Here is a 26,342-nt window from a genome sequence, read left to right on the forward strand (position 1 = left end):
GGGGGTTCGGCCCCGGCCCGGGGCGGGCCCGGCATGGGCAAACTGTGGTTGTTTCCCGCCATTCCTCGCAATGAAACCCGAGTTTCGATGTGACTTACGCGACGATGACGGGCCCGGCCTGCATCTGGGGCCTCAGGAGGCGTAGCCTTTATTTCCGCTGTCCATCACCTTGTGAAGCGGAAGAGGGCGGTTGCCGCCGTGTCGTCTCAGTCCCCCAGTAACGCCAGTTTTTCGGCCGACCAAGGCACCCCGGGCCAGGGCCCCGCGGCCGCCTTCGGTGCCAATGAGTGGCTCGTCGACGAGATCTACCAGCAGTACCTCCAGGATCGCGATTCGGTAGACCGCGCCTGGTGGGACTTCTTCGCCGACTACAAGCCGGGTGGGAAGAACACCACCGAGGCCCCGGCGGACGCCGCCGGTGCCGCCCCGGCCGCCACCGCTCCGGCACCGGCGTCGGTCCCCGCCCCCGCCCAGCAGACGGCGCCCGCCGCGCAGGCCGCTCCGGCTGCCGCGGCACCCGCCCCTGCCGCGGCCCCCGCTCCGGCGGCGAAGCCCGCAGCCGCAGCTCCGGCGAAGGCCCCGGCCCCGACTCCGGCTCCGGCGGCGAAGCCCGCGGCCGCCGCCAAGCCCGCCGCGGCCCCCGCGGCCAAGGCAGCCCCGGCGGCCGGCTCCGGCGAAGGCCCCGAGCTGATCACCCTGCGCGGCCCCTCCGCCGCGGTCGCGAAGAACATGAACGCGTCGCTGGAGGTGCCCACGGCCACGTCCGTGCGCGCGGTCCCGGTGAAGCTGCTCTTCGACAACCGGATCGTCATCAACAACCACCTGAAGCGCGCCCGGGGCGGGAAGGTCTCCTTCACCCACCTCATCGGCTACGCCATGGTGCAGGCCCTCAAGGCCATGCCGTCGATGAACTGGTCGTTCGCGGAGAAGGACGGCAAGCCGACCCTGGTCAAGCCGGAGCACGTCAACTTCGGTCTCGCCATCGACCTGGTGAAGCCCAACGGCGACCGCCAGCTCGTGGTCGCGGCCATCAAGAAGGCCGAGACCCTCGACTTCTTCGAGTTCTGGCAGGCGTACGAGGACATCGTCCGCCGGGCCCGCAGCAACAAGCTGACGATGGACGACTTCACCGGCGTCACCGTCTCCCTCACCAACCCCGGCGGCCTCGGTACGGTCCACTCCGTGCCCCGGCTGATGCCCGGCCAGTCGGTGATCATGGGCGTCGGCTCCATGGACTACCCCGCCGAGTTCCAGGGCACCTCCCAGGACACCCTGAACAAGCTGGGCATCGCCAAGGTCATGACGCTGACCTCGACCTACGACCACCGGGTCATCCAGGGCGCCGCGTCCGGCGAGTTCCTGCGGGTCGTCGCGAACTTCCTGCTCGGCGAGGACGGCTTCTACGACGGCATCTTCGAGGCGCTGCGGATCCCCTACGAGCCGGTGCGCTGGCTCAAGGACATCGACGCCTCCCACGACGACGACGTCACCAAGGCCGCCCGGGTCTTCGAGCTGATCCACTCCTACCGGGTCCGGGGCCATGTCATGGCCGACACCGACCCGCTGGAGTACCGCCAGCGCAAGCACCCCGACCTCGACATCACCGAGCACGGGCTGACCCTGTGGGACCTGGAGCGGGAGTTCGCCGTCGGCGGCTTCGCCGGCAAGTCCCTGATGAAGCTCCGGGACGTCCTCGGCGTGCTCCGGGACTCGTACTGCCGCACCACCGGCATCGAGTTCATGCACATCCAGGACCCCAAGCAGCGCAAGTGGATCCAGGACCGGGTGGAGCGCCCGCACTCCAAGCCGGAGCGCGAGGAGCAGCTGCGGATCCTGCGCCGCCTGAACGCGGCCGAGGCGTTCGAGACGTTCCTGCAGACGAAGTACGTCGGGCAGAAGCGGTTCTCCCTGGAGGGCGGCGAGTCCGTCATCCCGCTGCTGGACGCGGTCATCGACTCCGCCGCCGAGGCCCGCCTCGACGAGGTCGTCATCGGTATGGCCCACCGCGGCCGGCTCAACGTCCTCGCCAACATCGTGGGCAAGTCGTACGCCCAGATCTTCCGCGAGTTCGAGGGCAACCTCGACCCGAAGTCGATGCACGGCTCCGGCGACGTCAAGTACCACCTGGGCGCCGAGGGCACCTTCACCGGGCTCGACGGCGAGCAGATCAAGGTCTCCCTGGTCGCCAACCCCTCCCACCTGGAGGCCGTCGACCCGGTCCTCGAAGGCGTCGCCCGCGCCAAGCAGGACGTGATCAACAAGGGCGGCACCGACTTCACCGTGCTCCCCGTCGCCCTCCACGGCGACGCGGCCTTCGCGGGCCAGGGCGTGGTCGCCGAGACGCTGAACATGTCCCAGCTGCGGGGCTACCGCACCGGCGGCACCGTCCACGTCGTCATCAACAACCAGGTCGGCTTCACCGCCGCGCCGGAGTCCTCGCGCTCCTCGATGTACGCGACCGACGTCGCCCGGATGATCGAGGCACCGATCTTCCACGTCAACGGGGACGACCCCGAGGCGTGCGTCCGGGTCGCCCGGCTGGCGTTCGAGTTCCGTCAGACGTTCAACAAGGACGTCGTGATCGACCTCATCTGCTACCGCCGCCGCGGCCACAACGAGGGCGACAACCCGCAGTTCACCAACCCGCAGATGGTCGCCCTGATCGACAAGAAGCGCTCGGTGCGCAAGCTCTACACCGAGTCCCTGATCGGCCGCGGCGACATCACCCTCGAAGAGGCCGAGCAGGCGCTCCAGGACTTCCAGGGCCAGCTGGAGAAGGTCTTCGCCGAGGTCCGCGAGGCCACCAGCCACCCGGCCCCGGCCCACGTCCCCGACCCGCAGGCCGAGTTCCCGGTCGCCGTGACCACCGCGATCTCCCAGGAGGTCGTCAAGCGGATCGCCGAGTCCCAGGTCAACATCCCGGACAACATCACCGTCCACCCGCGGCTGCTGCCGCAGCTCCAGCGCCGGGCCGCCTCCGTCGAGGACGGCACCATCGACTGGGGCATGGGCGAGACGCTGGCCATCGGCTCCCTGCTGATGGAGGGCACCCCGGTCCGGCTCTCCGGCCAGGACACCCGGCGCGGCACCTTCGGCCAGCGCCACGCCGTCCTCGTCGACCAGGAGACCAACGAGGACTACACCCCGCTGCTCTACCTGACCGACGAGCAGGCCCGCTACAACGTCTACGACTCCCTGCTCAGCGAGTACGCGGCGATGGGCTTCGAGTACGGCTACTCCCTCGCCCGGCCCGAGTCGCTGGTCATGTGGGAAGCCCAGTTCGGCGACTTCGTCAACGGCGCGCAGACCGTCGTCGACGAGTTCATCTCCTCCGCCGAGCAGAAGTGGGGCCAGACCTCCGGCGTCACCCTGCTGCTGCCGCACGGCTACGAGGGCCAGGGCCCGGACCACTCGTCCGCCCGCCCCGAGCGCTTCCTCCAGATGTGCGCGCAGAACAACATGACGGTCGCCATGCCGACGCTGCCGTCGAACTACTTCCATCTGCTGCGGTGGCAGGTGCACAACCCGCACCACAAGCCGCTGATCGTCTTCACCCCGAAGTCGATGCTGCGCCTCAAGGCCGCGCAGTCCAAGACGGAGGAGTTCCTCAACGGCGGGTTCCGCCCGGTCATCGGCGACGAGTCGGTCGACCCGACGGCCGTCCGCAAGGTCGTCTTCACCTCCGGCAAGGTCTACTACGACCTCGACGCGGAGCGGAAGAAGCGGGGCGTCACAGACACCGCGATCATCCGGCTGGAGCGGCTCTACCCCCTGCCGGGCGCGGAGCTCCAGGCCGAGATCGCGAAGTTCCCCAACGCCGAGAAGTACCTGTGGGCCCAGGAGGAGCCGGCGAACCAGGGAGCGTGGCCGTTCATCGCGCTCAACCTGATCGACCACCTCGACCTGGCCGTCGGCGCGGACATCCCGCACGGGGAGCGGCTGCGGCGGATCTCCCGCCCGCACAGCTCCTCGCCGGCGGTGGGCTCGGCGAAGCGGCACCAGGCCGAGCAGGCGCAGCTGGTCGAAGAGGTCTTCGACGCGTAGTCGCCTCCCGCTGCGGGTAACTCGGGGCCCGGGCGCCTCCCCCTTCCGGGGAGCCGCCCGGGCCCTTCCCGTCCCCCCGGCCCCGGGCCGCGCCGGTGGCTGCTCCCGCTGTTCAGCCCCTGCGCCTCCGGTAACGGGGGGCCCAGTGCCTCGGCTCTCCCGGGCCGCGCCCGGCAGCCTGATGTCGTTCGCGGTCTGCGGACCGCCTGTGGTTGCTCGCGCAGTTCCGCCCCCTATGCCTCCGGCAATGGGGGGACCCCCAGCGCCTTGGCCCTCCGAGTGAGGCCCACAACCCCGGGCCGCGCCCAGCAGCCTGATGTCGTTCGCGGTCTGCGGACCGCCTGTGGTTGCTCGCGCAGTTCCCCGCGCCCCTAAACACCCCCACCTGCCCCTCCTTCGAAGAAGCCCCGCCTCTGGGGGTTGGGACCCTTCTCAGGGCCGGGGCTGGGGAGAGCATTTAGGGGCGCGGGGAACTGCGCGAACGGCCCACGACGGCCCGCAGTCGAAACACCTCCGGAGGAAGCACTACCCATCCCGCCCGGAGGACGCCCCCCTTCGCAAGGGCGATGAGGAGGGCAACCAGGGGCGCGAGGAACTGCGCGACAAGCCACGACGGTGGCGCGGACCGCGAACAACATCAGGCCCCCGGGTGAGATCCGGGGGTGTGAGCCTCACCCGGAGAGCCAAAGGCGCTGGGGGTCCCCCCATCGCCGAAGGCATAGGGGGCGGAACTGCGCGACAAGCCCACGACGGCCCGCAGTCGAAACACCTCCGGAGGAAGCACTACCCATCCCGCCCGGAGGACGCCCCCCTTCGCAAGGGCGATGAGGAGGGCAACCAGGGGCGCGCGGAACTGCGCGAACAGCCACGACGGTGGTGCAGACCGCCGACAACAGCAGGCCGCCGGGCGAGACCCGGGTCTTCGGGGCGGGTGCCCGGAGGGCCGGCCCCGTCAGGGGAAGAGGGGGCGGAGGGCCGAGAAAGCCTCCGCGGTCGGGGGGAGGCGGCGGAGGCGGGCGCGTTCCGCCGATTCCAGGCGGCGTACCAGCTCCGGCGAGACGCCCGCCGCCCGCTCCCGGTGCGCGACGGCGTCCCCGAGCCGGGCCTCGAATCCGGATCCGTGGGCGAGGAAGGCGACCGCGAGCGCCCGGTTCCAGCAGGCTCCGGCCACGACGCCGGGGTCCGTGCCGGTGCGGGCCGCCTCGCCGAGGGCCCAGTCCGCTTCGTGGAGGTCGGCGAGTGTCCCGTCGGCCCGGAAGCGTTCGAGGTGGGCGTGGCCGAGGAGGGCCCGGCGGGTGGGGAGCGCCGGGTCGCCGGCCGGGGTCCGGTCGACGGCGGCGCGGAGGTGTCGTACGGCGGTCCGGATGTCCGCGGGTTCGGACTTGTCGACGCCGCGTTCGACGAGCCGCCGCCCGAGGGAGGTAAGGACCCCGGCCCGCCCGGGGTCGTGCCGGGGCAGCAGGGGCAGGGCCTCGGTCCAGGCGGCGATCACGGAGTCCCGGTGTGCCCAGCTGCCGCCTGCCTCGTATCGCTCGTCCAGGAGTCCGGCCATCCGCAGGAGGATGTCCGCTTCGGCGGTCTCGTCGCGGTCAGCGATCCGGCGGGCTTGGTCGAGGGCTTGGTCGAGGGCTTGGAGGACGCGGAGTCTGGCGTCGTCGTCGAGGTGTTCGTAGGTCAGCTCGACGGCGTCGGCGTACTCCAGCCAGATCCGGACGAGTGCCCGGGCGTCGGCCGGGGCGGCACTGTCGCCGGTGGCGTCGATCCCGGTGAGCAGTCCGTCCGCGGCGCGGGCGGCGTGCGCGCGGGACGCGGCGGGGTCGGGTGGTGCGGCGGGGACGGGTCCCCGGCCCCGGTGGTGGCGGGCGAGTTCGAGGAGGAGTCCGCCGCGCAGCAGGTGGGCGTCGCGGTGGGCGCCCGCGGCGGGGTCCCGGCCGAGGTCGGAGTCGGGGTGGGCGGCGGTGTCGAGTCGGGTGAGGGTTTCGTCGCAGTAGGCGCCGACGACGGTGACGGCCGTCCCGAGGGTGGTGGTGAACCACACGGCGGGGCCACCGGGCCCGTAGGCGGCTCCGGTGACGGCGAGCCGTCGCAGGACGCGGGCGCGCAGCGGGGTGGCTTCGTCGCGGAGGGCGGGGTCCCAGCGGGCGGGGCCTTCGGTGAGTTCGGCGACGCCGGTGTCGGCGGCGGTGAGGAGGACGGTCGCGGTGAGGGCGGGTTCGGGCCAGCCGCCGGGGCCGTCGGGGCCGAGGGGGCCACCGGGGCCGGAGGGGTGGCCGGGGCGACCGGTTCCGCCGGGGGCTTCGGCGGCGAGCGCGGCGGACCGTACGGCCACCCATTCGGGGAGGAGCTTGGCGCCGAGGCGGCCCGCGACGACCTCGTCCGCCATGATCTCCAGTACCCGGGCGAGGGTGAGATGCCCGTCGAGGGCTTCGGTGAGTGCGTTCTGGGCGGCTTCGAGGGCCTCGGGCAGGTCTTCCGGTACGGGCCGCAGGTACCACCGTCGGAGCAGGGCTTCGGCGAGTTCGCCGGAGAGCGCGGCGCGCCGGGCGGGGCGCCGTTCGGCGTGGGTGGCGGAGCCGAGGAGCCGGATGGCGGTGTCGAGTTCGCGTACGGTGCCGTGTTCGCGGAAGTGGTCGAGGCAGGCGCGGGCCCGGGCGGCGAGCCCGTCGGGTCCTTCGGTGGCGCCGGTGCGGTCTCCGGGGGGTGTCGCGGTGGGTGAGGGGCCGCCGAGCCGCCGCAGTACCTGGGCCGAGACCTGGGCGAAGGCCCACAGCCCGCGCTCGTCGTCGCCGGAGCCGGAGCCGGAACCGGGGCCGGAGCGGGGGGCCGGTACGGCGGTACGGGCCTCGGCGGGGTCGACGGCGCCGGAGAGGAAGGCGGCGGCGGTGGCGGGGAAGTTGCGGACGCTCCGCCCGTACCGCGACGCGACGTACTCGGAGCAGTGTTCGAGGACGAGGGCGGCGGTTCCGGCACCGAGCCGGCCGAGGAGTTCCTCCCGTACGCCGTCGAGGAAGGCATAGCCGGGTCCGTCGGCCGGGTCGGGGGCCGCCCCGGGGGGTGTGGCGTCGGCGGTGGTCCGGTCGTCGCGCCGGAGCAGCCCGCTGAGGAGGACTTCGGCGAGGACGTCGGGCCCGCTGCGGTGCAGCATGGCGCGCTGGACGAGCCGCATGACGGGCAGGACGAGCGGTACGGCGGAGAGGTAGACGGCGAGTCGCGCGGCGGCGGGTGAGGCGGTGCGGCGGAAGTCCCGGACGCGCCGGGCCGGGTCGATCCGGCGTTCGGCGCGGGGCCGGGCGGCGGTGGGCGGGTGGTCGGCGGTGACGGTCGCGGCGGCGGCGTCGAGGGACTGTCCGGTGGCGCCCGCGACGAGCCGGGCCCAGGCGTCGAAGGAGGACCGGCGGAGGGCGAGGACGGGGACGGGGATCCCGGCGGCCGGGGTGTCGGTGCCGCGCGGGACGAACTCCAGCCGCCCGGCGGGCCCTTCGCGTCGTCGCAGCAGGCCGGGGCGGGCGGGCAGATGGGTCCGGCCCCACATGCGCTGCGGCAGCGGCTGGACGACGCAGACGGGCGCGGTGGCGGCCCAGGTGTGCAGCAGCCGCTGCATCCGGCCGCCGCGCCACAGGGGTCCGGCGCAGTCGCTGAGGACGACGGTGAGGCGGTGGCCGGTGGGGTCGGCGAGATGGGCGGGGAGGGGGTCGTCGGCGCCGACGCGGTGGACGGTGACCTCGCGGAAGGCTCCGGCGCGCTCGCAGATCCGGCGGAGTTCGTCGAGGGCACCGGACCAGACGACGTTGGAGCTTGACTCGTCCATGACGAGGGCGATCCGGGCCTCCCGGCGGCGGACGGCGGCCAGGACGGGGACGACGATCCCGGTGTCGGCGGCCCGGTCGGCGGTGGCGATCTCGTCGAGTTCGCTGCGGACGGCGCGGACGGGCGGCCGGTAGCGCTGGAGCGGGCGCAGGGCCCGTTCGAGGGCGGGGGCGTCGGGCAGGGCGGCGGGGACTGGCACGGGCACGGTCCGGGTGCGGGTCCGGCCGTCGGCGGTGATCCCGTACGCGGCCTCGGCCTGGGCGGGCCCGTACAGCCCGGTCCGCCCCTGACCGGACGGCACGGGTCCGGCGGTCCCGGCGGCCGGGTCGCGGGGCGGCCCCGGGGTCCCGGCCCGCGGCGGATCGGCCGGTACGGGCCCGGTTCCCCCCTCTACGGCCCCGGGCGCGGCGCCCGGCACGTACGCGGCGAGCCACAGGGCGTCGGCCAGCCCCTCGGCGGCGGGCCTCGCCTCGGCCTCCCGCAGCCGCGCGACGAGGGCGACCAGCGCGCTCCGGGCCGGGTCGGACGGTCCGGCGGGCGGCTCCGGCGGGCCGGGCGTGCCGCGCGGCGGCGGTGTCGGTGGTGTCGGACGGCTGGTTCGCCGGGCGCGGTCGGCGGGCACGGGGTCACCGCTGCCGGGTGTCGAGCGGGCGCATCAGCAGGGCGGCGATCTCCTCCCGGCGCGCGGGGTCGGAACGTACCGCGGCCTGGGAGAGGTAGATCGCGTTCAGCAGCTGGTCCGTGGGGCGCAGCTCTCCGTCGCCGTCCTCGCGGGTGAAGCGGTCGATCAGGTCGAGGTGCCGTTCGTCGGCGCCGGTGCCGAAGTGGGCCCGGACCATGGACGCGAGGCGTTCGTCGCGCGGCGGGTCGAGGTGGAGCTGGACGCAGCGCCGCAACAGAGGAGCCGGGAAGTCCCGCTCGCCGTTGCTGGTCATCACGATGACCGGGAAGGCCCGGCAGCGGACCCGGCCGCCGCGCACCGGCACCCGGCGGCCGTCGTCGGTGAGGACCCGGACCTCCTCGTGGCCGGGCCGGTCCGCGGTCCGTTCCAGCTCGGGCAGGGTGAACTCGCCCTCCTCCAGGACGATCAGCAGATCGTTGGGGAGGTCGATATCGCTCTTGTCGAGTTCGTCGACGAGGAGTACCCGGGGCCGTTCGGCGGGCAGCAGGGCCGTACCGAGCGGGCCGAGCCGGACGTAGGCGCCGATCGACTCGGGCGTACGGGACTCCCGTTCGGCGAGCTGGGCGTCCTGGAGACGGCCGATGGCGTCGTAGGTGTACAGCCCGTCGCAGAGTTCGGTCCGGCTGACGACCGGCCACTGGAGCACCCGGCCGAGGCCGAGCTCATGGGCGATCGCGTGGGCGAGGGTCGACTTGCCGGAGCCGGGTTCGCCGGTGACCAGGAGGGGGCGGCGGAGATAGAGCGCGGCGTTGATCAGGCGCAGGGCCTCGGCGTCATGGGCCGGGGGCGCGCCGACCCGGGTGCCGAGCCGCCGGGTGGAGGAGCTGTCGACGGGCGGCACGGGGTCGGGCAGCGGCTCGCCGGTGAAGGCGCGCCACGGCGGTGGCGGTGGGAGCCGTCGGATCCGGTCGGGGTCCGGCGCCCCGACGCCTCGGTAGATCAGCCAGTCGTCGTCCATCGCTCGCTCCTTGTCGGCGGCCGGGGACCGGTGGCGGGCAACGTGGGGTGTATTCCCTGCTCCGGGCCGTCCCATGACTGCCGGTGGGCTCTTGTATGAGGTCTCCTCATGAGGAGGCGCCGCGTCCGGGCGGGCCGGGGGTGTTCCGGCCGTGGTCAGGGCAGGTGCGGGGCTCTCCGTGCCGCACTACGTCGATTTCCGGACGTTCTCCGGATGTCGTCATCCCGGTTCTCCCTCGGTGCCCGGCCCGCCGGTCCTCGGCTCGTCCTCGGTTCCTCGTCGGCTCGGACGGTCGCACCGGGGTCCCACATGACGTCCGTACGGCCCGGATGCACAGGACGTGGGAGACGTGAGGGACGCGAGGGGCCCGGGGGGGCTCTCAGGGCGAGTCGACGGGGCCTTCCCCGTCGGCGGGCAGGGGACGGCGCGGATCGTCGTAGAGCAGGGCGACGCCCTCCGCCCAGTGCCCGCCGCGCCGGCTGCCGCTGATGTCGTCCCTGATCCGGCGGAGCCGGTCCGGCAGCTCATCCGCGCCGCCGGCCGCCGAGAGCATCATTTCGGCGCCCCGGTGGACCTCGTCGCAGAAGTCGCCGCAGCCGGTCTCGGGGTGGACGTCGGTATGCCAGAGGGCCACGCCGTGGCCCGCCGCCAGCGCCATTCCCATCGCCCGGCGCCCGGCGCCGGTGCCCGCCGGGCGGCACAGGACGGGGATCCCGGCGGGCGCCATCTCGACCAGCTGACGGGCCCGGGGGACCTGGCGCGGCGGCGGCGTACGGCAGGCGGTGAGGGTTCCGGCGGCCGACAGGCGGTGCCAGCGCTCGCACCAGACGGGGTCCGGTTCGCCTCGTCTCGCGATATCCCGCAGCACCACCGACCGGCGTACCCCGACATACGCCGGATGGTGGAGCCGGGCCATCTCGGTGAGCTGCCAGCGGTGTACGGCGGTGTCGAAGTGGTCGGCGGGCAGGGCCACTTCCAGCGGGGCGGGCGCGCCGGGCACGTCGAGTGCGGCGAAGACCTCCGCGAGGGGGCCGCGCAGCTCCCCCACGAGCCGTTCGGGCGGTACGCCGTCGCCGGTCTGCTCCTCGTGCAGCGGTTCGTCGAGTTCCTGGCCGTCGTCGGCCCTGATCCGCCAGTAGAAGCGGGGGGTGGAGGCGTCGGCGACGGGCTCCAGTTCGACGACCACGACGGCCCGGCCGTCGCCGGGGAGCGGATGGCGCAGCACGATCCGGTGGTCGGCGCCGCCGCCGTCCCGGGCCCCGGACCCGCCCCCGCGACCGGCCGCCGGGCCGCCGGGTCCCGCCGGGTGGAGCAGCCCCGGCGGCAGGGTGGCCTGGGTGACCACGGTGTGCACGATCCGGGGTACGCCGTCGAGCCGCCGGGCGACCCAGTCGGTGAGGGCCGACGGATCGCCGCCCCGGGCGCGTTCGTACTCGGCGACGAGCTGGAGGTAGTGCAGGGCGGCGATCGCGGCGGCGGGCCGTCCGGCCTCGTACAGCAGCCCGTGGCCGTCGCGCCAGGTGTTCGGCGGCAGTTGGCCCGGCGGGGCGGCCACCCCGCCCCTGGCCTTCCGTGCCAGCTCCACGACGGGCCTGATGCCGTCCGGCGGATGGACGGCGGCGAGCCGGGCGAGGGCCTCCCGGCGGTCGCGGGGCCCCCACAGATCGCCGCCGGTCCGCACCCCGGCCCCGGGAAGCCGGTGCTGGCGCTCGATCCAGTTGTGGCCGGTGATCTTCGGCGACAGCCCGTGCCAGCGGTCGTGCGCCGAGGTCAGCGCCTGGTAGTCCGCGCCGAAGCGGCGGAGCGCGGTGACCGCGATGGCCATCCCGCCGTCCCGCCCGGCGCGCCGCGACTTGAGCACGCCGACGACCGCGCCGGTATGCGCGTCCAGTACGGGTGAGCCGGAGCCGCCCCTGGGGAACTCGGCCTCGGGTCGGATCCGCAGGCCGTACGCGTCGTCGAAGCCGTTGATCCGGGCGGTCGCCTTCCACGGCACGGCCCGGACCGGGCGGTCGTCGTCACCGCCGCCGGGCCGGTAGCCCTGGACGACACCCGGGCCGCCGGGATAGTCGGTACGGTCCGTCAGCCAGACGCACTCGTGCTCGGCGTCCCGGTCCAGCAGCCGCAGCAGGGCGAGATCCCGCTCCAGGGGGACCTTGTGCTCGGGCAGCGGCCCGCTGTCCAGGAGCCAGCGGTCCAGCCGGGCCTCCAGCGGCTCGCCGCCGTTCAGCTCGGGCCCGGCGACCACCACGGAACGTGCCAGGTCCCCGCGCAGATGGGGCGCCAGAACATGCGCGCAGGTGAGGACGAGACCGGGGGCGACGAAGAAACCGGTGCCCCACAGGGGGGCCGGTTCGGTGCCGCCGATATGGACGGTCGCGGCACGCAGCAGCGCGTCGATGACGGGATCGGACCCGGCGGGCGTCACGCGGGAGCCGTCCCGTCGTCACCGCCCGCGGCGGGGGGCGGGGCGCCGGGGGCCTCCGGCCGCCCGCCGGTCGGCTGGTCCTTGAGGTGCCACACCAGGGTGACCTGGATCGACGTCTTGCTCTCCCCGGAGGCGAGAACCGCCAGCGCCGCCCCCGACTTCGCGGTCAGCTCCACCCCGAAGGTGACACTGGCCTCGTCGGGCCCGGCCGCCGCCGCGGCACTCAGTACGGACGCCCCGACCTCGGTGATCAGCCGCTGGAGCCGCTCCACCTTCGCCGTGGCGTTCGCGACGAAGCCGACGTCCTCGTCGTCGTCGCCGTATCCGCCGCCCTCCGGGGCGGTCAGCCGGGCGAGCACGACGGCTCCCCCGGGCAGTTCGATCTGCTGAACACGTCCGTTCACCGAATCCCCCGATCTGGACGGCGGCCCCTGGCGTACCGCGACGCCCGGGTGGTGCGACCACGGCGACGACCGGCATACCCCGTCCGGTTGCGCGGGCGCGCGGCCGTAACCTGAAGAGGTAGTCCCCCATCCGTCCCGGGAGCATGTCTTGTACTTCACCGATCGCGGCATCGAGGAGCTGGAGAAGCGGCGCGGCGAGGAAGAGGTCACCTTCGAGTGGCTCGCCGAGCAGCTGCGTACCTTCGTCGATCTCAACCCGGACTTCGAGGTCCCGGTCGAACGCCTGGCGACGTGGCTGGCGCGCCTTGACGACGAGGACGACGACGAGTAGCTCTCCGGGCCCGCGCCCCGGAGTACCCGGCACCGTTTCACGGCCCGCGCCGCCGTCGTGGCTGTTCGCGCAGTTCCTCCCCCTATGCCTTCGGCAATGGGGGGACCCCCAGCGCCGCCTTGGCCCTCCACAGCATCGCCGAAAGACCCGGGCCGCGCCCGGCAGCCTGATGTAGTTCGCGGCCTGCGGCCCGTGGCTGGCTGGTCGCGCAGTTCCCCGCGCCCCTGGTTGCTCCCCGAACCGCCCTCGGGGAGGGGGCGCTCTCCGGGCGGGAGATAGGGCCTCCCCCGGAGGTCTTTCGACCGCGGGCCGTCGTGGGCCGTTCGCGCAGTTCCCCGCGCCCCTGGGTTGCTCTCCTCGCAGCCCTTGCCGAGAGGCGGGCCCCCCTTCTCAGGGGCGGTGCTCGGGAGAGCATTTAGGGGCTCGGGGAACTGCGAGACCAGCCAGCCACGGTCCGCAGACCGCGAACAACACCAGGCCGCCGGGCGCTGCCCGGGGTGTGGGCCTCACGCGAAGGGCCAAGGCGCTGAGGGTCCCCCCATCGCCGAAGGCATAGGGGGCGGAACTGCGCGAGCAACCACAGGCGGTCCGCAGACCGCGAACAAGATCAGGCTGCCGGGCGCGACCCGGGTCGTGGGCCCCACCCGGAGGGCCAAGGCGCCACCGGGAGACCAGAGCGCAAAAGACCCCCCAGACAAGGGCCGCGGTCGCCTCAGACCGCCGCGCGGCCCCGTTCGTACATCAGCAGCGCCGCGCCCTGCACCGTGAGGACCGCGCCCGCCACCGCCCAGCCGCCCCGTCCCCCCGCGCCCCCGGCGCCCCGCAGGGCCCAGATCGTCAGGGGGACGCCGACCGCGATCTGTGCCGCGCCGAGGACTTTGAGGCCCGTCCGGTCGCGGGGCTCGCGCAGCCAGTGGTCGAAGCTCTCCTCGACGGCGTGCAGCTCGGTCCGTACGGCGTCGCGCCAGCCCGCCCATTCCACGGTCTGCGCGCCGCGTGCCGCCGCGACGGCGTGCAGTCTGGCGGGGGTCCGTCCGGGGACGAGTCCGGGTGGGAGTTCGAGCCCGGCGCGGGAGAGTACGGCGAGCAGTCCGCGCAGCCGGTCGGCGCCGTCGGCGTCGGGGTCCTCCCGGGTCAGCGGGGCCAGCGCCTGGACGTCGATGACGGGGTCGAGGCCCAGCCTGGCGGCGAAGGTGGTGATCGCCTCGTCCTCGCCGGCCGGGGTGCCGTCGGCGAGCCAGACGTAGCCGACGGGGCGGCGGAATCCGGACGCCAGGGTGAAGCCGACGCGTTCGGTGTCCCACCAGAGCGCCAGGACGGGCCTGCCGAGGCCGACCGCGACGGCGAGGGCGACGGCCCAGCCCGCGACGACCCGGTCGACGGGTTCGCCGTCGTCCCAGGCGGCGCCCTCGGGGACGAGGGCGCTCCATTCGGCGCCCGCGGGGACGAGGAGCTGCGGTTCCCGCAGCAGCTGGGCGGGGGAGCGTACGGCGGAGGGCTCGGCCCGGCAGAGGAGCAGAGCGCCCACGGCTGTCGCGTTCATATCTCTCACGCTAGGCCACTCGCCCGGGTTTGACCGGTTCTGCCCGGCAGCCGGGCGAGCGGGGTGGGGCGCCGTACGGCCCGAGGCGGCTCGGAGCAACCCGAACTCACGATATAGCGTCTCCTCCGCCAGACGCGATATATTGCGTTACTATCCCGCTGGGATTCGGCCGTTACGGGAGGTCAAAGCGATGACAGAATCGACATGGGAGGTCAGGGAGCCGCGCAGGCTCGACTTCGACGCCCCCGTGACCGCGCTCGACGTTCGGATCGTCAACGGAACGGTGAACGTCGTCGGTACCGACGAGAAATCCGCCCGGCTCGAAGTGTCGGCCGTCGAGGGCCCTCCGCTGATCGTCACCCGCGACGGCGGACGCCTGACGGTCGCCTACGAGGACCTGCCGTGGAAGAGCTGGCTCAAGTGGCTCGACCGCAAGGGCTGGCACCGGCGGGTCGCGGTGACCCTGACCGTACCGAGGCACACCGCCGTGGACGTCGGCACCGTCGGCGCGGACGCGGTGGTCTCCGGGATCGCGGGCGCCACCAATGTCCGGGGCATCAGCGGTGAGACGACGCTCGTCCGGCTCTCCGGGCCGGTCACCGCCGAGACCGTCTCCGGCGCCCTGGAGGCCCAGTCCGTGACCGGCGCGCTGCGGTTCAACTCGGTCTCCGGCGATCTGACCGTGATCGAGAGCGCCGGGTGCCGGGTCAGGGCCGAGACCGTCAGCGGCGATCTGGTACTCGACCTCGCGCCCCGCGACCGGGACGAACCGGACGGGATCCCGGGCCCGGCCGCCCCGACCGAGCTGACGCTCTCCACGGTCTCGGGCGAGGTCGCGGTCCGGCTGCCGTACCCGGCGGACGCCCGGGTGGAAGCGGAGACCTCGGGCGGCTCGGTCGCCAGCGCCTTCGACGCCCTGCGGGTCACCGACGCGTGGGGGGCCAAGAAGATCGCCGGAACCCTCGGCGCGGGAACGGGCTCTCTGAAGGCGACATCCGTCTCCGGCTCCATCGCACTCCTGCGCGCCCCGTCGGCGCCCCCCGGGGCGGCTGGGACCAATGGGACCAATGGGACCAATGGGAATACTGGGAGCGCCGGGACCACACCCCGGGACACCCGGAAGAAGGTGCTCTGACATGCCCCCCGTCTTCGCCCACGGCAGGCTGCGGCTCTACCTGCTCAAACTCCTCGACGAGGCACCGCGCCACGGCTACGAGGTGATCCGGCTGCTGGAGGAGCGGTTCCAGGGGCTGTACGCGCCCTCGGCGGGCACGGTCTACCCCCGGCTGGCCAAGCTGGAGGCCGAGGGCCTGGTCACCCATGCCACCGAGGGGGGCCGCAAGGTCTACTCGATCACCGAGGCGGGCCGGGCCGAACTGGCCGGGCGCAGCGGCGAGCTGGACGACCTGGAGCGGGAGATCCGGGACTCGGTCTCCGAGCTGGCGGCCGAGATCCGCGACGACGTACGGGGCGCGGCGGGCCGGCTCCGTAACGAGGTACGCGCGGCGACCTCCCGTACCAGGGCCGCGTCGGACTCGTCCAAGGAGGAGTGGCGCAAGGCCACCCGCGACTGGCAGGAGCAGATCCGAAAGGCCCGTGAGGAGGCCGGTCAGGCGCGCCGCCAGGCCAAGGAGGCCCAGGACATGGCGCGTACGGAGGTCGAGCGGATCGCCCAGGAGGTGCAGGACCACTTCACCCGGGGCGACTGGCCGAACGGGTTCCAGGACGGGCTCTCCGATCTGGCGACCCGGCTCTCGGTCCGGCTCGGCGGGGCGGCGCGGACGCCGCGGGGGTGCGGGTCCCCGGAGCCGTCCGAACCGGCCGGACCGGCCGGGCAGTCCGGACCCTCGGGGCCGTCCGGGGCCGCGCCGTCCGAGGAACCCTCGGAGAAGCCGTCGGAGGAACCGGAGTCGTCCGGGGCCGCGCCGTCCGACTGGCCGGGCGACCTGGCGTCCACCGGCGACCCGGCCCGCGATCTCGACCGGCTGCTGGACCGCTTCCGCGACGACATCCGGGACGCGGCCCGGGACCACGGCGTCACCGAACCCCAGCTCGGCGAGGCCCGCCGTCATCTGTCGACGGCGGCGGCGCATATCGCGGCCCTGCTCCACCGGACCGGGAAGCGCGACGACGACGCGTAGCGGGCCGGTGCGCACCGGCGGTCAGACGGTACGGCGGTCAGGCGGTACGGCGGAGGTTCCCCCCGGCTCCGCCGTCCTCACCGAACATCGCCCGTTCGACCGTCGCGTACGTCGCGCCGTGGTCGGCCAGGACCTCCGCGACCACGCCGTGCCCGGCCGTCAGGGCCAGCAGTACGTGCTCGCCGCCGATCCGCCGGTCACCCCGGCCCACGGCGATCCGCAGGGACTTCGTCAGAGCACCCTTGGCGGCGGGCGAGAAGGGCCGGTGGTCCCGGAGCAGCCGACGGCGTACGAACCCGGCCGGGGCCAGCGCGGCCCGGCCGTGGGCCGCCTCCGCGGTCGCCACCACCCGGTCCACGTCGATCCCCAGCCCGGCCAGGGCCTCCGTCTCCGAACGGGAGAGCCCGCCCCGGCGCCGGGCGTCGCCGAGGGCGGACTCCACGGAGGCCCGCCGGTCGGCGACCCCGAGCGCCGCGAAGGCGAAGGAAGCACGGCTCCCGCGCTGGTCGAGGAGGGCCAGCAGCAGATGCTCTTCGGTGACGGACGGCTCCCCCGCGCGCCGGCAGTGCCCGACCGACTCCGTCACCACGCGACGGGCCTCTTCGGTGAATTGCTCGAACATCAACGCCTCCCGTGTTTCTTGTGCACGGCCTGTCGGCTGACCCCCAGCTCCGCGGCGATGTCCTGCCACGACCAGCCCTGGTTACGGGCGCTACGGACCTGGACGGCCTCCAGCTGCTCCAGCAGCCGCCGCAGCGCGGCGACCGCCCGCAGCCCTACCCGGGGGTCGCGGTCGCCCGCGCGCTCGGCGAGATCGGTTGCCTCAGTCATAGCTGTCAATCTAGATTGACGCCGCTTGGGCGTCAACCTTGATTGACGCCAGGTTGTGACGGAACGGCCGCGCGGCGGCGGATCAGGGAGTGAAGACGATCTTCCCGAACAGTTCGCCCTCCGCCATCCGCTCGAACCCCTCCCGGGCCCTGGACAACGGAAGCACCCGGTCGATCACCGGCCGGACCCCGGTCGCGGCACAGAACGACAACAGATCCTCCAACTCGTCCTTGGAACCCATCGTGGAACCCACGACCCTCAACTCCAGGAAGAAGATCCGCGTCAACTCGGCATGAGCGGGCCGATCCCCACTCGTCGCACCCGAGATCACCAAAGTGCCGCCGGGCCGCAGACACTTCACCGAATGCGACCAGGTCGCCGCGCCGACGGTCTCGATCACCGCGTCCACCCGGCGGGGCAGCCTCGCCCCCGGCTCGAACGCCTCCTCCGCGCCCAACTCCACCGCGCGGGCCCGCTTCACCGGATCCCGGCTCGTCGCGTACATCCGCAGCCCCGCGGCCCGCCCCAGCACGATCGCGGCCGACGCGACCCCGCCGCCCGCGCCCTGCACCAGCACGGAATCACCCGGCCGGACACCCGCGTTGGTGAAAAGCATCCGGTACGCGGTCAGCCAGGCCGTCGGCAGACAAGCGGCCTCCTCGAAACTCAGCTCCCTCGGCTTCGGCAGCACATTCCACGTCGGTACGGTGACCCGCTCGGCGAAAGTCCCCTGATAATGCTCGGTCAACAGGGACCGGGGCTCCCGGGGCCCGACGCCGTGGCCGCTCTGCCCGATCACCGAATGCAGTACGACCTCATTGCCGTCGGGATCGACCCCCGCGGCATCACAGCCCAGGATCATCGGCAGCTTCCCCTCCGGCAGCCCGACGCCCCGCAGCGACCAGAGGTCATGATGGTTGAGGGAGGCGGCCCGGACGGTGACCGTGGTCCACCCCTCCCGCACCTCGGGCTCGGGACGCTCCCCCAGCCGAAGGCCGTCGAGCGGATTCTCACGATCGATATGTGCGGCATAGGCGGCGAACATGCCCCGACACTAGGTGCCGGGGGGACGGGGAGAAACCCGCCTCGCCTGTGACGAGCGCCTCCCGCGGGGGCACCTCCCGCTGTGGGGTGCGCCGCGTCGGGGCGCCTGGTGCCGGGGTTCCTCGCGGCGGCGGGGTCGCTTGCGCCTCGCGCCCTGGGCGCCTGGTGTGGGGTCCCCGCCTGGTGCGGGGCGGTTCGCGCCTCAGGCGTCGGCGGGGCGGGGGCGCCTCCCGCTGTGGGGTTCCTGGTCCAGGGCGCCTGGTGTCGGGGTTGCCTCTGGCCAGGCGGGGTGTTCGCGCCTCAGGCGCCGGCGGGGCTGTTGAAGATGTGACCGTCACTCCAGCGGTATGCGGGCGGTCTTGTTCGGCGTCGGGAGGGCCGGTGGCCTCCGGGCTCACCTCCTCACGGACGGCGGAAGTGAGCCTCTTGTCCGGGAGACCCGTTTCTTTTCCGCCGTCCGTTGCGGGGGCGACCCTGCACCCCCCGACCACGCCGACCGGACATGTCCCCCGGGGCCGGAGCCCGTCCCGGGGGAGGGGGATGGTGCCACCTGGGGTTGTCGGTCCACCCGCGCCCCGGTGGCTGGCTGGTCGCGCAGTTCCCCGCGCCCCTAAAAGCTTCCCCTCCCCGGAGCCGGACTTGCTTCGCAAAAAAGGGGCAGGCGGAGGTGTTCAGGGGCGCGGGGAACTGCGCGAACGGCCCAGGACGGCCCGCAGTCGAATCACCTCCGGAGGAGGCACTATCCCCCGCCCGAAGGGCGCCCCCCTCCCCAGGACGGTGCTGGGGAGAGCATTTAGGGGCGCGGGGAACTGCGCGACAAGCCACAGGCGGGCCGCAGACCGCCGACAACACCAGGCCGCCGGGCGCGGCCCGGGTTGTGGGCCTCACCCGGAGGACCAAGGCGCTGGGGGTCCCCCCATTGCCGAAGGCATAGGGGGCGGAACTGCGCGAACAGCCACAGGCGGTCCGCAGACCGCCGACAACACCAGGCCGCCGGGCGAGACCCGGGGTTGTGGACCTCACCCGGAGGACCAAGGCGCTGGGGGCCCCGAAAGCACAGGCCGCGGAACCGCGCGGACAACCACAGACGGGCCCTGGCCCCGTGGGGGTCAGGGCCCGGGGCTCCGGGGGAGGCGGGCTACTCCGCGGCGGGAGGCGTCTCCGCGCGGGCCGCCGCCGCGACCGCCGCGGCCACCGCGGGGGCCACCCGCTCGTCGAACGGGGACGGGATGACGTAGTCCGCCGCGAGCGCGTCGCCCACGACGTCCGCCAGCGCGTTCGCCGCCGCGATCTTCATGCTCTCGGTGATCCGGGGGGCCCGGACCTGGAGCGCCCCGGCGAAGATACCGGGGAACGCGAGGACGTTGTTGATCTGGTTGGGGAAGTCGCTGCGGCCGGTCGCGACGACGGCCGCGTACTTGTGCGCGATGTCGGGGTGGACCTCGGGGTCGGGGTTGGCCATGGCGAAGACGAAGGAGCCGGGTGCCATGGAGGCGACGGCCGCCTCCGGCACCGTACCGCCGGAGACGCCGATGAAGACGTCCGCTCCGGCGAGCGCGCTCTCCAGGGAGCCGCTGAGTCCGGCCTTGTTGGTGAGTTCGGCCAGCTCGCGCTTGACGGGGGTGAGGTCTTCGCGGTCGCGGCTGACGACGCCCTTGCGGTCGGCGACGGCGACGTCGCCGATCCCGGCGGCGAGCAGGAACTTGGCGATGGCGACGCCCGCCGCGCCCGCGCCGGAGATCACGGCGCGGAGTTCGCCCAGCTCGCGCCCGGTGAGCCTGGCGGCGTTCCGGAGCGCGGCGAGGGTGACGACGGCGGTGCCGTGCTGGTCGTCGTGGAAGACGGGGATGTCGAGCCGTTCCTGGAGCCTGCGCTCGATCTCGAAGCAGCGGGGCGCGGAGATGTCCTCCAGGTTGATCCCGCCGAAGGAGGGCGCCATCCGGACGATGGTCTCGATGATCTCGTCGGTGTCCTTGGTGGCGAGCGCGATCGGCACCGCGTCGACCCCGCCGAACTGCTTGAAGAGGATCGCCTTGCCCTCCATCACGGGCAGCGACGCCTCGGGGCCGATGTCCCCGAGTCCGAGGACGGCGGTGCCGTCGGTGACGACGGCGACGACGCCGGACTTCCAGGTGTAGTCGTCGACCAGTTCGGGGCGTTCGGCGATGGCGCTGCAGACCTTGGCGACGCCGGGGGTGTACGCGAGGGACAGGTCGTCCTTGTCGCGGAGCGGCACGGTGGCCGTGACGGCCATCTTCCCGCCGCGGTGGAGCGCGAACACCGGATCGAAGGGCTCCTCGGGGGCCGCCGCACCGGCCTCCTCCGTAACACCGGCGGCGCCGGTGACCTCGCTGTCGCTGCGAGGATTGACGATCTCCGCTGCCATTGGGTTGACCCCTTAAATCTTCATCGGTTGAGGGTTTCCCCTCCTGGTGAGGAGGGTTGAGCGGGCACCGTGTACGCGCCCGGCCCCGGCGGTCTGGTCCGCCCGGCCGAAGCGGCCTCGTACACGCGGGCGCGCCGCACACGCGCCCTGAGCCCCGGATGAGGGGTGTAACAGTCCTTCTTACCGGAACGTGACCGTGAAGGACGAGTCGATATCGCGCCAGGCGACCCGAATCGATATGACACGTCGTCCCTCACACCGAAAAATCATGACACGCCGGTTTCGGGCGTCGAATAGCGGCCATGCCCGTTCCATGGCAGCAGATCTTCCGGCCGGAAGGAGTGATTCCCGCGAATGGTCCGGTCGCTCGGTACCGGCCTGCGGCGTCGGGGGTCTCCCGTTATCCGATTTTGACATGCGCGGGCCCCTGAAGGTGCCCGTCCGAATGGCAAGATGCCGGAAACACACAAGGTCGCGGCGGTCGAAGACCTGCTCGAAGACCCGTCTCCCGGCCTGCCGGGGGCGCGTCCGCGACCTGCGCGGCCCCGGCCGCGTCCGCGACTCGCGCACCAGCCGTACGCGACCAGAAATGGCTGTCCCTGAGACTCCGGAGGATCCCCGACATGACCGCACGCTCCATGCGCACCCCGACCACCGCTCCGCACCGGAAGTCCCGCTCCTCCCGGTTCGCGGCGGTCGGCGCCGCCGCGGTCGCCGGTTCCCTGCTGCTGCTGACCGGCTGCGGCGACCAGACCGACAGCGGTTCCAAGGAGAAGGGCAGCGGCGACGGCGCCTCCAGCAGTGCGCCCCTTTTCGGCAAGCTGCCGGAGAAGTACCAGAAGTCCGGTGTCATCAAGGTCGGCACGAATGCCGAGTACGCCCCGATGGAGTCGGTCGAGAACGGCAAAATCGTCGGGGTCGACCCGGATATCGCCGCCGAGCTGGGCAAGAAGCTCGGAGTGAAGTTCGAGTTCACCTCCGGCTCCTTCGACGGGCTGATCACCGCCCTGAACACCGGCCGTCATGACATCGCGATGTCGTCCATCACGGACAACAAGCAGCGCCAGGAGGGCCTGGACGAGAACGGCAAGAAGCTCGGCAAGGGCGTCGACTTCGTCGACTACTTCCTCGCCGGTACCGCCGTCTACACCAAGAAGGGCAACCCGCAGGGCATCAAGTCCATCGGGGACCTGTGCGGCAAGACGGCGGCCGTGCAGCGGGGCACGACGTACGAGAAGGCGCTCCAGACCCAGTCGAAGGCGTGCCAGGACGCGGGCAAGCCCGCCGTGAAGATCGAGCCCTTCGAGAACGACACCGAGGCGCAGACCCGGGTGAAGTCCGGCGGCGCGGTGGCCGGTGTCAACGACTACCCGGTCGCCCTCGACCTCTCCCGCAAGGCCGACAACGGCAACGCCTTCGAGGTGGTCGGCGACCAGATCGACGCCGGTCCGTTCGGGATCGCCGTGAACAAGGACAACACGGCACTCCGGGACGCCCTGAAGGAGGCCGTCGACGCGATCATCGCGGACGGCTCGTACGCGAAGGTGCTGAAGAAGTGGGGCGCCGAGAGCGGGGCCATCGACAAGGCCGCGATCAACGGCGGCAAGTGACGTCCGCCGTTCCACCGCTCGTAACTCCCCGAACGACTCCCCCGAAGGGCAGTCACCGTGACTGACAGTACCGACAGCTCGCTCCCGGACATGTTCACGAAGTCCGCGGACCTCGCGGACCGTACCCCGGGCACCGGCTCGGCGGCGGACCCCGACGGGTCTCCGCCGCCCGAGGCGATCAAGGCGATCCCGGTCCGCCATCCCGGCCGCTGGATCAGCGGTGTCGTGGTCATCGGTCTGCTGGCCGCACTGGTCTACGCGTTCGCGACCGGCGACATCAAGTGGGGCACGGTCGGCGATATGGCCTTCGACCAGCAGGTGGTCGAGAGCGCCGGCAAGACCCTGTGGATCAGTGTGCTGGCGATGGCGCTGGGTGTGGTGCTCGGTGTGCTGCTGGCCGTGATGCGGCTCTCGAAGAACCCGGTGACCAGTACGGTCGCCTGGCTCTACATCTGGTTCTTCCGCGGCACCCCGGTCTACGTCCAGCTGCTGCTCTGGTTCAACCTGGCGCTGATCTTCAAGTATCTGGACATCCCCGGCGTGTACCGGGACGAGATGACGGATGTCATGACGCCGTTCATGTGCGCCCTGCTGGGGCTCGGCCTCAACGAGGCCGCGTATATGGCGGAGATCGTCCGGGCGGGCATCACCTCGGTCGACCAGGGCCAGACGGAGGCGTCCCAGGCGCTGGGCATGACCCAGGCCAAGACGATGCGCCGGGTGGTGCTGCCGCAGGCGCTGCGGGTGATCATCCCGCCGACGGGCAACGAGTTCATCAATCTGCTGAAGACCTCGTCCCTGGTCTATGTGGTGACGTACGGCGAGCTGATGCGGACCACGTCCCAGATCGGTTCGACGTCGTACGCGGTGATGGAGATGCTGTTCGTCGCCTCCCTCTGGTACATCGTGATGACCAGTGTGTTCAGCGTCGGCCAGTACTACCTGGAGCGGCGGTACGCCCGCGGCTCGCAGCGCGCCCTGCCGCCCACCCCCTGGCAGCGCGTCAGGGCCAATCTGTTCTCCGGCTCCGGCCGTCGTACCACCGCCGCGGGAGGCGCCCGATGAACGCCATGGTGAAGGCCGAGGGCGTCCACAAGTCCTTCGGCGCCGCCCATATCCTCAAGGGCATCGATCTGGAGGTGGCCCCCCGGGAGGTCTTCTGCCTGATCGGCCCCTCGGGCTCCGGCAAGTCGACCTTCCTGCGCTGTATCAACCATCTGGAGAAGATCAGCGCCGGGCGGCTGTACGTCGACGGCGAGCTGGTCGGCTACCGGCAGAAGGGCGACAAGCTCTACGAGCTGCGGGACAACGAGGTCGCGCTCAAGCGCCGGGACATCGGGATGGTCTTCCAGCGGTTCAACCTCTTCCCGCATATGCGGGCGGTGGAGAACATCATGGAAGCGCCGATGCAGGTCAAGGGCGAGACGCGGATCGTGGCGCGGGAGCGGGCGCTGCGGCTGCTGGACCGGGTGGGCCTGGCCGACCGGGCGGACCACTACCCGTCGCAGCTCTCCGGCGGGCAGCAGCAGCGGGTGGCGATCGCCCGGGCGCTGGCGATGGAGCCCAAGCTGATGCTCTTCGACGAGCCGACGTCGGCGCTCGACCCCGAGCTGGTGGGCGACGTACTTGACGTGATGCGCGATCTCGCCGAGGAGGGCATGACGATGATCGTGGTCACCCATGAGATGGGCTTCGCCCGCGAGGTGGGTGACGCGCTGGTCTTCATGGACGACGGCAAGGTGGTCGAGTCCGGCCATCCCCGGGACGTGCTGACGAATCCGGCGCACGAGCGGACGAAGGCGTTCCTGTCGAAGGTGCTCTGACCGGGCGGGACGCCGGGGCGGGGGCGGTACGGGGTGCTCCGTACCGCCCCCGCCGCACGTCCGGGACCCCCGCCCGCGCCGTACCGGCCCCGGGTCTGTGGCGGCCGGGCCGCCGGACATCGCCGAACGGCGTGCGGCGGGGACGGCGAGTACGGGATCCTGGGCGGCGAAGGCGGCGCCCGTAATACCCTGATTCCAGAATCGCCCATTACGCTTCCCCGCCCCCGACCCCAGACCACCCCGGTAAGGACTACTAGTGGAACTGGCCTCTTACGCAGAAGCTGCCGTGCGCCTGGTCAACACCGAGGAGCCCGGACGCGGCAAGGACGCCCTCACCTCGGTGGAGGCGATCCGGGTACTGTTCGGCCCCGACTCCCAGGCGGCCCGCCGGGCCGGGGACGCGGACGTCACCCGGTTCCGGGCCGTACGGGGACGGCTGCGGGCGGTCTTCACCTCGGCCGCCGAGGGCGACGAGGTCGGCGCGGTCGATCTGCTCAACTCCCTGCTGCTGGAGTTCCCGGTCAGCCCGCAGATCTCCGGCCACGACCAGCGGGACGCCGACGGCCGCCCGGACTGGCATATGCATCTGGCCGAGCACCCCTCGAACGCCACCGCCGGATACGCCGCGATCGCCGCGATGGGCCTGGCGATCCATCTCACGCAGTACGGGGTCGACCGGCTCGGTCTCTGCGGGGCCGCGCCCTGCCGGAACGCCTATCTCGACACCTCGACCAACCGGTCCCGTCGCTACTGCTCGGACCGGTGCGCGACCCGGGCCAATGTGGCCGCCTACCGCGCCCGCAAGCGCCGGGAGACCGAGAAGAGCGCGGAGAGCGCCGAACCGGCCGAGCGGACCGGCCGGACGGCGGAGAGCAGCCACCGGAGCGTCGCCCGCCGCGAACGCTGACCCGGCTCCGGAGGCCGGTACCGGGCCCGGACCCGGGCGAGCAGCAGCTCCGGCGGGACCGTGCCGAATACCCGGCTGTCGCCCTCGGCGCCCGGATTGTCGCCGAGCACCCACCAGCCGCCGTCCCGGCGCTCCGCGACGCGCTTCACGATCAGCAGGTCCTGCTGGAGCGGATGGCGCAGTACGGCCACGTCCCCCGGCCGTACCCGCGCCCCGTACTGCACCAGCAGCCGGTCCCCGTGGCGGAGCGTCGGATACATCGACGGCCCCGTCACCTCCGCGAGACCGAACGGCGCCGCCCGCTCCGGCTCACTCATCCGCCACCTCCGCGTCCCGGTCCCGCCCGGCGCCTCCTCCCGGGCAGACCCCACGGTACGTTCCGCCGGGGGTCCGACGGCGCCCCGGACTTTTGTCGTAAGCCTCAGGGGCAGCCGCGAAAACCGTACCTCCACGGAGTAATGTCCACTCCTGAGAAGACGATCACGAGGAAGGACCGCTCCATGCTCTCCCGCCTGTTCGCACCCAAGGTGAAGGTCAGCGCCCACTGCGACCTGCCCTGCGGTGTCTACGACCCGGCCCAGGCCCGTATCGAGGCCGAGTCGGTCAAGGCCGTCCAGGAGAAGTACCAGGCCAACGAGGACCCCCACTTCCGCGCCCGCGCCACCGTCATCAAGGAGCAGCGCGCCGAGCTCGCCAAGCACCACATCTCGGTGCTGTGGAGCGACTACTTCAAGCCCCCGCACTTCGAGAAGTACCCGGAGCTGCACCAGCTGGTCAACGACACCCTCAAGGCCCTGTCGGCCGCGAAGGCGTCCACCGACCCGGCGACGGGCCAGAAGGCGCTGGACTACATCGCCCAGGTCGACAAGATCTTCTGGGAGACCAAGCAGGCTTGATCAGCCTCTGACCCCGGCCCGTGTCTTCGCGGGTCGCGCCGGTCAACTGTCCGCACCCGGTTCGCGGGCCGCCGAGCACGGCGGCCACGACGGCCCGGGTGCGGTCTTCTTCCGGCCGCTGATGCGCCGGTCACGGCCGGCTCAGAACGGGTCCGCCGGGGTACCGGGCGCGATGTTGTCGAGGATCGCGCGCAGCCATGGCTCGCGGACGGCCGGCAGCCGGACCACGGTATGCCGGAACGTACCCCCGTCGGCCCGGAACCGCTGGTTCGGGAGGAGTGGGGGCGGGTCGTCGCGGAGTACGTCCCGGGGTACGCGGCCCGAGACGGGAACCGGCGGGTACGGCTCCGGCGAGACGAGCCGCAGCCATACCCCCAGCGGCAGGGGCACCGGGTACGCGGACGTCGTCCCCCCGGGGCTCCAGGTCCGCCCCGTCCGGGGATGGACCGGCACCAGAAGGATGTCCGCGTCGGCGGCGGGCCGTCCCGGTCCGGCCGGGACGGCCCG

At 72.7% G+C, this 26,342-nt stretch carries 19 protein-coding genes and 1 pseudogene; 9 read left to right on the plus strand and 11 right to left on the minus strand.

The features are described 5' to 3' along the window. Positions 1–198: 198 nt before the first annotated feature. The gene (locus AB0G74_RS23030; RefSeq protein WP_361149222.1) at positions 199–4,044 is read left to right on the plus strand and encodes a multifunctional oxoglutarate decarboxylase/oxoglutarate dehydrogenase thiamine pyrophosphate-binding subunit/dihydrolipoyllysine-residue succinyltransferase subunit; all 3,846 of its coding nucleotides are present in this window, start codon (positions 199–201) and stop codon (positions 4,042–4,044) included. Positions 4,045–4,996: 952 nt separating this feature from the next. Here AB0G74_RS23030 and AB0G74_RS23035 read toward each other — a convergent pair. The 4 genes from AB0G74_RS23035 to AB0G74_RS23050 all read right to left on the minus strand — a co-directional run bounded on the left by AB0G74_RS23035 (position 4,997) and on the right by AB0G74_RS23050 (position 12,323). Continuing rightward, positions 4,997–8,473, minus strand: a complete 3,477-nt coding sequence (locus AB0G74_RS23035) for an SAV_2336 N-terminal domain-related protein (RefSeq protein ID WP_361149224.1) — start codon at positions 8,471–8,473, stop codon at positions 4,997–4,999. 4 nt (positions 8,474–8,477) lie between these two features. After that, positions 8,478–9,491: a MoxR family ATPase gene (locus AB0G74_RS23040; RefSeq protein WP_361149227.1), complete on the minus strand. Its 1,014-nt coding sequence runs from the start codon at positions 9,489–9,491 to the stop codon at positions 8,478–8,480. A gap of 379 nt (positions 9,492–9,870) precedes the next feature. Then, positions 9,871–11,919 carry a trypsin-like peptidase domain-containing protein gene (locus AB0G74_RS23045; protein ID WP_361149229.1) on the minus strand — a complete coding sequence of 683 codons (2,049 nt, stop codon included), beginning with the start codon at positions 11,917–11,919 and terminating at the stop codon, positions 9,871–9,873. After that, positions 11,916–12,323 carry a CU044_2847 family protein gene (locus tag AB0G74_RS23050; RefSeq protein WP_361149233.1) on the minus strand — a complete coding sequence of 136 codons (408 nt, stop codon included), beginning with the start codon at positions 12,321–12,323 and terminating at the stop codon, positions 11,916–11,918. Before AB0G74_RS23050 ends, AB0G74_RS23045 begins: the two co-directional genes overlap by 4 nt. A 148-nt stretch (positions 12,324–12,471) precedes the next feature. Here AB0G74_RS23050 and AB0G74_RS23055 point away from each other — a divergent pair, with 148 nt between their 5' ends. Continuing rightward, the gene (locus AB0G74_RS23055; RefSeq protein ID WP_019075209.1) at positions 12,472–12,654 is read left to right on the plus strand and encodes a DUF6104 family protein; all 183 of its coding nucleotides are present in this window, start codon (positions 12,472–12,474) and stop codon (positions 12,652–12,654) included. 712 nt (positions 12,655–13,366) lie between these two features. Here AB0G74_RS23055 and AB0G74_RS23060 read toward each other — a convergent pair. Beyond that, positions 13,367–14,197: a hypothetical protein gene (locus AB0G74_RS23060; RefSeq protein ID WP_361149236.1), complete on the minus strand. Its 831-nt coding sequence runs from the start codon at positions 14,195–14,197 to the stop codon at positions 13,367–13,369. A gap of 190 nt (positions 14,198–14,387) precedes the next feature. Here AB0G74_RS23060 and AB0G74_RS23065 point away from each other — a divergent pair, with 190 nt between their 5' ends. Both AB0G74_RS23065 and AB0G74_RS23070 read left to right on the plus strand, forming a co-directional pair. Next, positions 14,388–15,332: a hypothetical protein gene (locus AB0G74_RS23065; protein ID WP_361149239.1), complete on the plus strand. Its 945-nt coding sequence runs from the start codon at positions 14,388–14,390 to the stop codon at positions 15,330–15,332. 1 nt (position 15,333) lies between these two features. Then, entirely contained in the window at positions 15,334–16,338 is a 1,005-nt protein-coding gene (locus AB0G74_RS23070) for a helix-turn-helix transcriptional regulator (RefSeq protein WP_361149241.1), read from the plus strand. 37 nt (positions 16,339–16,375) lie between these two features. On the opposite strand, the gene AB0G74_RS23075 is transcribed toward AB0G74_RS23070, so the two are convergent. The 4 genes from AB0G74_RS23075 to AB0G74_RS23090 all read right to left on the minus strand — a co-directional run bounded on the left by AB0G74_RS23075 (position 16,376) and on the right by AB0G74_RS23090 (position 20,599). Beyond that, a complete protein-coding gene (locus tag AB0G74_RS23075; protein WP_361149243.1) occupies positions 16,376–16,960 on the minus strand; it encodes a Clp protease N-terminal domain-containing protein in 585 nt (194 codons plus the stop codon). After that, positions 16,960–17,169: a helix-turn-helix domain-containing protein gene (locus AB0G74_RS23080; protein ID WP_361149246.1), complete on the minus strand. Its 210-nt coding sequence runs from the start codon at positions 17,167–17,169 to the stop codon at positions 16,960–16,962. The genes AB0G74_RS23075 and AB0G74_RS23080 overlap by 1 nt, the downstream gene beginning before the upstream one ends. A gap of 82 nt (positions 17,170–17,251) precedes the next feature. After that, the gene (locus AB0G74_RS23085) at positions 17,252–18,214 is read right to left on the minus strand and encodes a zinc-binding dehydrogenase (protein ID WP_361149249.1); all 963 of its coding nucleotides are present in this window, start codon (positions 18,212–18,214) and stop codon (positions 17,252–17,254) included. A 1,137-nt stretch (positions 18,215–19,351) separates the two neighbouring features. Beyond that, entirely contained in the window at positions 19,352–20,599 is a 1,248-nt protein-coding gene (locus tag AB0G74_RS23090) for an NADP-dependent malic enzyme (protein ID WP_361149251.1), read from the minus strand. A 623-nt stretch (positions 20,600–21,222) separates the two neighbouring features. Here AB0G74_RS23090 and AB0G74_RS23095 point away from each other — a divergent pair. The 4 genes from AB0G74_RS23095 to AB0G74_RS23110 all read left to right on the plus strand — a co-directional run bounded on the left by AB0G74_RS23095 (position 21,223) and on the right by AB0G74_RS23110 (position 24,939). After that, complete coding sequence (locus AB0G74_RS23095) at positions 21,223–22,209, plus strand: ABC transporter substrate-binding protein (protein ID WP_361149254.1); 987 nt, start codon at positions 21,223–21,225, stop codon at positions 22,207–22,209. Between the two features lie 57 nt (positions 22,210–22,266). Then, positions 22,267–23,274 (plus strand): amino acid ABC transporter permease, encoded by a 1,008-nt coding sequence (locus AB0G74_RS23100; RefSeq protein WP_361149256.1) that lies wholly within the window; start codon positions 22,267–22,269, stop codon positions 23,272–23,274. Positions 23,275–23,279: 5 nt separating this feature from the next. After that, positions 23,280–24,032, plus strand: coding sequence for an amino acid ABC transporter ATP-binding protein (locus tag AB0G74_RS23105; protein ID WP_361149270.1), 753 nt, complete (start codon positions 23,280–23,282; stop codon positions 24,030–24,032). 256 nt (positions 24,033–24,288) lie between these two features. Next, complete coding sequence (locus tag AB0G74_RS23110; RefSeq protein WP_361149260.1) at positions 24,289–24,939, plus strand: CGNR zinc finger domain-containing protein; 651 nt, start codon at positions 24,289–24,291, stop codon at positions 24,937–24,939. Here AB0G74_RS23110 and sodX read toward each other — a convergent pair. Continuing rightward, positions 24,822–25,256, minus strand: coding sequence for a nickel-type superoxide dismutase maturation protease (gene sodX, locus AB0G74_RS23115; protein ID WP_361149263.1), 435 nt, complete (start codon positions 25,254–25,256; stop codon positions 24,822–24,824). The two genes, AB0G74_RS23110 and sodX, sit on opposite strands and share 118 nt — an antisense overlap. Before the next feature lie 183 nt (positions 25,257–25,439). Between sodX and sodN the strand changes: the two genes are divergently transcribed. Continuing rightward, positions 25,440–25,835: a superoxide dismutase, Ni gene (sodN, locus tag AB0G74_RS23120; protein WP_361149272.1), complete on the plus strand. Its 396-nt coding sequence runs from the start codon at positions 25,440–25,442 to the stop codon at positions 25,833–25,835. Positions 25,836–25,976: 141 nt separating this feature from the next. Here sodN and AB0G74_RS23125 read toward each other — a convergent pair. Continuing rightward, a pseudogene (locus AB0G74_RS23125) lies at positions 25,977–26,342 on the minus strand (hypothetical protein); the annotation flags it as partial.

The sequence above is a fragment of the Streptomyces sp. NPDC020875 genome (assembly GCF_040641415.1).
Lineage (GTDB): Bacteria > Actinomycetota > Actinomycetes > Streptomycetales > Streptomycetaceae > Streptomyces.